The following is a 7,626-nucleotide window of genomic DNA, read 5'->3' as shown; positions in this document are numbered from 1 at the left end:
AGCAGCCAGGATTCCCGCAAACACCGCAAGAATAAACGGGTGAGTGATGATCTTCTTGAAAATCTCAAAGGCCAAAGGCCCAAACTTAATGTTCCGCGCCCCGCCAATCGACATCATCATGGGAACGAGAATGAACAACAAGATTGTATCAAAACACAGGATCAAAGCCGTCGGCACCGCCGCCCCTGCCCCAAGAACAGCAAGCGTAACGCCCGGCCCCATGTAACCAATGTTGGAATAGGAACCAACCAGTGCCTGCACAGTCGCCTCACCGATACTGCCGCGCAATATGAAGCGCGCAAAAGCATAAGCCAGCACAAACATGGCGAAGGTGGAAAATGTGGTCGCTGCGACAAAGTCAAAGGTGGCAAGTTCTTCCAGCGGCGTTTCAGAGAGCAACTGAAAGAACAGCGCAGGCAGAGCCAGATAGATCACGAAAAAGTTCATCCATGACAAACCCTCTCGTGAGAGTTTCGCACCGCGACCAGAAACAAACCCCAGGAAGATGAGCAAGAAAAATGGCATTGCCAAATTAACAACATTGAGCATCTAAACCATTTCCCCATGCAATTTTTTAGTGTTCTCCGCATCCAACTGGAGAATGAGTTGCTTTTGAAATGCTGATTGGCTAATCACCATGTCCGAGTTGAGCGTATATAGCCATTCTACAGAGGTTGGCATACCGGCAACTACGACACTATAGTATGCGAGTAAACGGAACTGGAAAGCTCCATCCGCCCAAAGGCCAATATGAAAGCTAAAAAATCCCGTCGCCCACTGACACGTCGCGAGAAGCTCAGCTTTCGTGCTGAATGGCTGGCTCTAAGATTTATCGGCGGAATTCTGCGCTCTATGCCGCTGGATTGGTCCTCCGCTTTCATGGGAAACATGTGGCGTCTGATCGCCCCCATGACCCATAGGCATGCTCGTGCCAAAGCGCACATCATGGCTGCCTACCCGGAAATGACGCTCAATGAAGCGGATAAAATTATCCGGGATATGTGGGAAAACCTTGGTCGTGTCTCTGCTGAAACCGTTTTACTTTCCAAAATCCACAAAGATCCGAGCCGCGTCACCTACGTAAATCCAGAGGTCTTTGAACCCTCGGTTGGTGAAGGCGCCGTTCTTGTAACGATGCACTCCGGCAACTGGGAGGTTGTCTCCGACAAAGCCGAGGAACTTGGTCTTCCGCTCGCTGGTGTCTATCAAAAACTGAAGAACCCTTACTCTGAAGGGTATTTGGTCGAAAAACGCAATTTTATTTATAAGCTTGGCCTGTTTTGCAAAGGCCACGACACCGGCACAAAGATCATTTCAATCCTGCGTAAAAAGGGTTCTGTTGCCTTCGTCGCAGACGTACGTGACCATCGTGGCGTCAAAATTGAGTTCTTCAAGCAACCGTCAGCAGCAACGCACATTCCAGCTGCGCTTGCCCGCACCATGAACAAGCGTCTCATCGCTGTGGTTGCTCGCCGCAAAAAAGGCTCCCGCTTCGATATCATTGCCAAAGAAATTCCAGTCGCTCGCACCAAAGACCGTGTACAGGATGCCATCACCACAACGCAGGCAGTGCACGATCAGTTCGAAGAATGGATCCGCGAAGAGCCCTCCCAGTGGATGTGGATCATGAAGAAGTGGATTTAGCCAGCTCCCCACGGTGTATCTCACAAATGCCGGAGCTGGTTTAGATTTAAGACACGCTCCGGCAAAAGCTAAAGCCCTACAATCAGTTCTAACGAAAGGCTGACCGCTTCAGGACTTAGCCCAAAGAGCTGATTTTGCACCGCACAATATTCTGTATACTCCCCTCTGAATTTCAATTTCGGCTCGGGAGGGAGCTAGCCAGATGAAAACCTATCGTTCCTATTATAAGCCTCTGGCCATTGGTGCCCCAACACCGTTTGCTGAGCCGCCTGTCGCACTGGAGCGCATGATCCACTTCGTGCCCCCGCATATCGAAAAGATGCGTGCAAAGATCCCGCAGATAATCTCACAAGTAGATGTAATTCTCGGCAATCTGGAGGATGCGATCCCAGCCGACGAAAAGCTCAATGCCCGCGAAGGCTTCATCCAGATGGCCAACGACAATGACTTTGGCACCACAAAGCTCTGGACGCGCATCAACTCGCTGGAGAGCCCATGGGTTCTGGATGATATTACCGAAATCGTGACCCGCTGCGGTGACAAGCTTGATGTGATTATGCTGCCAAAAGTGAATGGCCCATGGGACATTCACTATCTAGATCAGCTGCTCGCTCAGCTCGAAGCCAAGGCAGGTGTGACAAAACCGATCCAGATCCACGCCATTTTGGAAACGGCTGAAGGCGTCAACAACGTAGAAGCCATCGCCACAGCCAGCCCGCGCATGCATGGCATGAGCCTCGGCCCAGCAGATCTAGCGGCCTCCCGCGGCATGAAGACAACTCGCGTTGGCGGTGGCCATCCTGACTATCAGGTGCTCGCAGATGCCGACGGTGACGCACCGCGCACACGCTACCAGCAAGACTTATGGCACTATACTGTAGCCAAAATGGTAGATGCATGCTTTGCTGCAGGCATTAAACCCTTCTACGGACCTTTCGGAGATTTCAGCGACCCAGCCGCATGTGAAGCCCAGTTCCGCAACTCATTCCTCATGGGCTGTCTTGGAACCTGGACCCTGCATCCAAGCCAGATCGGCATTGCAAAATCAGTCTTCTCACCGGAACCGGAAGAAGTGAAATTTGCTCGCAGAATTCTGGAAGCAATGCCAGATGGCACCGGCGCGGTGATGCTGGACGGGAAAATGCAGGATGACGCGACGTGGAAACAGGCAAAGGTGATCTGTGACCTAGCTGATCTGGTCATCTCCAAAGACCCGGATTTGGCAGAATCTTTCCAATAATCAATCCTGAAGAGTGGTCGGCGCCGCTCTTCAACCATGCGGATGTGCATATCAATGAAATGTGAGGAGCTATTCATCCCCAAACGTCACATTTTGATCGGTTTGTGCTGCCTCTCGCCTCTTTGCTGCGCTATATAGCTTGACAATAAGCGCATGGCATGACCTTTAAGGCGCCCTGACAAGATACAGTATCTTCGAAAGCTTGGTGGATTATGGAGACAATTAGAACCGCGAAATTCAGAATTGGACAGGTCGTACGTCACCGCCTGTACCCGTTCCGTGGCATAGTCTTCGACGTTGATCCCACATTCGACAATACAGAAGAGTGGTGGGAGTCAATTCCCGAAGAAGCACGCCCAAGCAAGGACCAGCCTTTTTATCACCTTCTCGCTGAAAACGCTGAGAGTGAATACATTGCTTATGTCTCGGAGCAGAATCTGGAAAAAGACGACAGTGGCGAACCTGTGAGACACCCGCAGGTCGATGAGTTTTTTGATGAGACCACCGATGGAGACTACATCGTCAAGGATGTGGAAATTCATTAAAGCCGGTTCCTGAATTTTCTTCATGGAAACCGCATCTTTTTAAAATCATCAGATCAATAAAAAACCCGAAGGAAAACTCCTTCGGGTTTTTTAATTCTTAAAGCGAAAACCAAATTACTGGTTTGCTTGTCGCTGCTGCTCAATCAGCTTCTGACGAGCGGCTTCAGCACGTTTCTGAAGTTCAGACTGCAGGCGCTCCTGCTTTGCCTGGAGTTCTTCAGGCTTAATAGCTTCACCATCATAAATACGGGTGAACCCTTTCAAAGTAAGGTCGAATGGACGTGCCTTACCCTGCTGGTTCAACGTAGTAATGATCAGCTTGCCACCTTTTTTCAGGCCACCGATGAAGGTGTCATCAATAACCATCTCGGCAATACAAGCGTTTGGAAAACAAATTGTATATTTAGCTTCAGACTGTTTGCCACCATCAACCTGTACACGAAGACCAGGCTGAATCAGCATTCCTGGAGGAACAGCAAGGTGCAGCAACTTGCGGCTTTCGCCGGTCACTTCACGCACAACAGCTTGAGCTAGGAACTGGCCTGTGTCCGTGCGCAGTTCTTGTGTGATAAGGCAAAATTCTTTCTTGGATTTAGGATCAGTGTTACAAACTTTCACCCAAGCATCGTCTGCCTGTGCATTCTGTGCAACACTGGTGCCTGCAAAGCCAACAGCGGCCATTGCTGCAATAATCCCACCAGTCAGAACGCCCTTAAAATTAACGGCCATCCCAAATTTCCTCAAAGTTTGATCCGGTGCAAAACGATGCCTCCGGCAATTACGCAGCAACCATTTTTTAAGTTCAACAGTGTTTTGACTGCTTGTTCGGCGCCAAGCATACTCAGAACAGAGCTGAAAAAAAGGCAACGCTTCTGTTAAATGCTACTTATGTACTCTTTAAACGCCTCGGAACCATTTTTCCACCTATAGATTGGGGTGGTTACTGTCCTTTTCCAAAGCCTCGTAGGCTGAAATTTCCTCAGAATCGTATTATTGCTAGTTTCTGCGGACGCCCTAGGAGAAATTCTAATGACTAAATTCCGATCCTATGTGAATGGAATAAACAATTTTACGAAAGGGCTTGTTGTCATTTCCGGTATGGCAACATTAGCTTGTTCAACTGCACTGGCTCAGGATACCGTTCCTTGGAGCCATGGCATTGCAATGCATGGGAAACCTGCGCTGCCAGCAGATTATACTCACCTGCCCTATGCAAACCCGGAAGCTCCTAAAGGCGGTCGTCTTTCTCTCGGCGTTCAAGGTACATTTGATAGTCTCAATTCCTTTGCCCTCAAAGGGGCATGGACATCCGCACGCGGCATGAAGGAACGTCAGATGGGCTCCTTCATTCTGGAGAGCCTCCTTCTTCGCACCAATGACGAAGCATTCACATTATATGCACACCTTGCTGAAGCTGTGCGCATGCCGGACGAGCGAAACTGGATCGAATTTCGCCTGAACCCTGCAGCAAAATTCTCCAACGGTGACCCGTTAACCGTTGAAGATATTATCTTTTCTCTTGAAACCATCCGCGATCATGGCCGCCCGCCTTATGCGCGTTGGTATGGCAAAGTCGTCAAGTTCGAAAAGACGGGGGCACATTCTGTAAAACTGCATTTTAAAGATGGCAGCGACCGCGAGCTTCCACTGCTCATTGCTCTGGCCCCTATTTTCAACAGCCGCACAACTGATCCTGAAACGTTCGGCAACACCACGCTGACACCGCCAATCGGAACCGGCCCTTACATTTTCTCTGAAATCGACCCCGGTAGACGCACCACCTACACACGCAGGGACGATTATTGGGCAAAAGTTCTGCCACAGAAAATCGGCTTCGATAACTTCAATGAAGTGACCGTTGATTACTTCAGAGATTATAACGCTTTGCAGGAAGCATTCCGCAAAGGTGACACAGAAGCGCTCATCTATGGCAATCCAAGCCTTTGGGAGAATGCGGGTGATTTTCCTGCATTTGAAGAAGGCAAGGTTGTCAAAGACGTATTTGAACGTGGCACGCCACCGAGCATGACCGGCATTGCGTTCAACACCCGTCACCCCCAGTTCTCTGACAAACGCGTCCGCCAAGCTCTTGGCATGCTGTTGGACTTCCAATGGATCAACAGAACCCTCTTCAACGGACTGTACAAACGTACAGACGGATATTGGGACAACTCCGAACTGTCCTCCATTGGGCGCCCGGCGAACGAGTTGGAAAAGAAACTTCTTGAACCATACCCGAATGTGGTCACAGACGAGGTTCTGGCAGGAACATGGCGTCCATCCGAGGCTGATGGGTCAGGACGTGACCGTAAGGTACTACGCGACGCACTGAGCCTCTTCAAACAGGCTGGCTACAAACTTGATCAAGGCAAACTGATCAACGCAAAATCCGGCGAGCAGCTCAGCTTTGAAATTCTTGTTCGCGTTCAGGACGAAGAGAAAGTTGCTCTTGCATTGCAGCGCACAGCCAAACTTCTGGGTATCGAAATCTCAGTAAGAACCGCCGACGCCGCCCAGTTCGAAGAACGCCGCGCATCTTTTGGGTTTGATGCCCTCTTCAACACTTGGTTTGCTTCCCTTTCTCCCGGTGGTGAGCAATATGCGCGCTGGTCATCTCAGGCAGCAGACACCAAGAGCTCCAGAAACATCGTTGGCGCAAAAGAACCTGTAATCGATGCATTGATCGATGCCATGGTCGCGGCCCGTACCCGTGAGGAGTTTGTAGCCGCAGTCCGCGCATTTGACCGTGTTCTGATCTCGGGCTTTTACGCAATTCCACTCTATCACGCCCCTGCTGAGTGGGTTGCACGATGGACAACCGTTGAGCATCCAGCCCAATCACCGCTTTACGGCATGCAGTTCGACAACTGGTGGGATGCACCTAAAGAGTAGATAAACACATAAAAATTAGGCTGCGTTCTTGATGAAGGCAGCCTACTCAACAAAAGTGTCTATTAACCAACTTGTCGAATCTCTAATTTCTCAGTCGCTTAGCGGACTTACCTTAAATGATACTGTCAAATACCGATGCCATTGCAAACCACAGCACAACTGGAGTTTGGGGCAATATCACTCTTGATATGCTGTTCCGGCGTGCTGCGCAAAAACATCCAAACCGCTTGGCATTGGTCGATGCACCCGACAGAGAAACATGGACAGGCGGCAAGCCACGCCACCTGACCTATGCCGAAGCAGAGCAGGAAATCAGCAGAATTGCTGGCTTCTTCGCAGCTGTAGGGATGGAACCCGACCACATTTTGGGCCTCCAATCTCCCAATACAGTCGATAATGTTCTTTGCATTCTTGGAGCTCTGCGCGCTGGCCTGATTGTTTCCCCCTTCCCGCTGCACTGGCGCCACTCTGAGATTTTACGCGCACTCAGCACAGTAGATGCCAAAGCACTGATCACAGCAGACCGTGTTGAAACCCGCATGCTCGGCGAAGAAGCGCGCGACGCTGCCGCTGACTTTTTCTCTCTGCGTTTCGTTTTTGGCCTCGGCAGCGACATTCCCGACGGCCTCATCGATATGGCACCCATGCTGGCTGAGAGTGGGGATTCCTTCCCGGAGCCGGTGGTAGAACGGGACGGCGCACCTGCCAATCACGTCGCCACACTCACCTGGGTTCACTCTGGGTCCGAAATCAGCCCAATCCCGCGCAGCCATAACCACTGGGTCTCCACAGGCCTCATGCCGTTTCTTGAGACAAGACTAGAGCCGGGTGCGCGGATTTTGCTGCCGTATATTTTGTGCGGAATTACCGGAATTGGCGCCGGTTTGGTCCCGTGGCTACTGAGCGAAGGGACGCTGCATCTCCACCATCCACATGCTTTATCCACATTAACGGATCACGCACGCTCCATTGAGGCAAATTATATTTTAACCCCTGGACCGCTTGCGTCTCACATCGATGGGGCCTTGGAAGGCTGGAAAACAAACACCGTTGCCACATGGGCAATCACCTCTCCAACACCTGCCAAATACAAAGCCAAAGGCATCGTAACAGACCTCCATGTGTTGGATGAATATGCACTGGTGGCACATTTGCGAGGAACCTCTGAGGAGCCTGTCCCGCTCATTCCGGGCAATCAGTTTGCCCCAAGCACATCCACCCACGGCCCGTGCCTCATTAATATTGATCCCGTTGAAATAAATGAGGAATATTCACAGGGAGTTTCGACAACAGCGCCCGGATACC

Annotated in this window: 7 protein-coding genes; 5 read left to right on the top strand and 2 right to left on the bottom strand. The window is 50.7% G+C overall.

From position 1 onward, the window contains the following. Positions 1-549 (bottom strand): AEC family transporter (locus PPL9_RS34645; protein ID WP_244273516.1); only part of this gene is annotated, 549 nt, incomplete at its 3' end. A 201-nt stretch (positions 550-750) separates the two neighbouring features. Here PPL9_RS34645 and PPL9_RS30815 point away from each other — a divergent pair. From PPL9_RS30815 to hspQ, 3 genes are all read left to right on the top strand, one after another. Next, positions 751-1,644: a lipid A biosynthesis acyltransferase gene (locus PPL9_RS30815; RefSeq protein WP_057466289.1), complete on the top strand. Its 894-nt coding sequence runs from the start codon at positions 751-753 to the stop codon at positions 1,642-1,644. A gap of 202 nt (positions 1,645-1,846) precedes the next feature. Further along, complete coding sequence (locus PPL9_RS30810) at positions 1,847-2,884, top strand: CoA ester lyase (protein WP_057466288.1); 1,038 nt, start codon at positions 1,847-1,849, stop codon at positions 2,882-2,884. Positions 2,885-3,096: 212 nt separating this feature from the next. Further along, positions 3,097-3,429, top strand: a complete 333-nt coding sequence (gene hspQ, locus PPL9_RS30805) for a heat shock protein HspQ (RefSeq protein WP_057466287.1) — start codon at positions 3,097-3,099, stop codon at positions 3,427-3,429. Between the two features lie 114 nt (positions 3,430-3,543). On the opposite strand, the gene PPL9_RS30800 is transcribed toward hspQ, so the two are convergent. Beyond that, a complete protein-coding gene (locus tag PPL9_RS30800) occupies positions 3,544-4,158 on the bottom strand; it encodes an invasion associated locus B family protein (RefSeq protein ID WP_057466286.1) in 615 nt (204 codons plus the stop codon). 300 nt (positions 4,159-4,458) lie between these two features. Between PPL9_RS30800 and PPL9_RS30795 the strand changes: the two genes are divergently transcribed. After that, positions 4,459-6,321 carry an extracellular solute-binding protein gene (locus PPL9_RS30795; RefSeq protein ID WP_057466285.1) on the top strand — a complete coding sequence of 621 codons (1,863 nt, stop codon included), beginning with the start codon at positions 4,459-4,461 and terminating at the stop codon, positions 6,319-6,321. A 116-nt stretch (positions 6,322-6,437) separates the two neighbouring features. After that, positions 6,438-7,626 (top strand): class I adenylate-forming enzyme family protein (locus PPL9_RS30790; protein WP_082597194.1); only part of this gene is annotated, 1,189 nt, incomplete at its 3' end.

Source organism: Pseudovibrio sp. POLY-S9, assembly GCF_001431305.1.
In the GTDB taxonomy this organism is placed as follows: Bacteria; Pseudomonadota; Alphaproteobacteria; order Rhizobiales; family Stappiaceae; genus Pseudovibrio.
This window is presented reverse-complemented; position numbering and strand designations above follow the sequence as displayed.

Bases quoted from the DNA above. Each gene is read 5' to 3' on its own strand.
- PPL9_RS30800 (WP_057466286.1), bottom strand. From the start codon at position 4,158: ATGGCCGTTAATTTTAAGGGCGTTCTGACTGGTGGGATTATTGCAGCA.
- PPL9_RS30815 (WP_057466289.1), top strand. From the start codon at position 751: ATGAAAGCTAAAAAATCCCGTCGCCCACTGACACGTCGCGAGAAGCTC.
- PPL9_RS30795 (WP_057466285.1), top strand. From the start codon at position 4,459: ATGACTAAATTCCGATCCTATGTGAATGGAATAAACAATTTTACGAAA.
- PPL9_RS30810 (WP_057466288.1), top strand. From the start codon at position 1,847: ATGAAAACCTATCGTTCCTATTATAAGCCTCTGGCCATTGGTGCCCCA.
- hspQ (WP_057466287.1), top strand. From the start codon at position 3,097: ATGGAGACAATTAGAACCGCGAAATTCAGAATTGGACAGGTCGTACGT.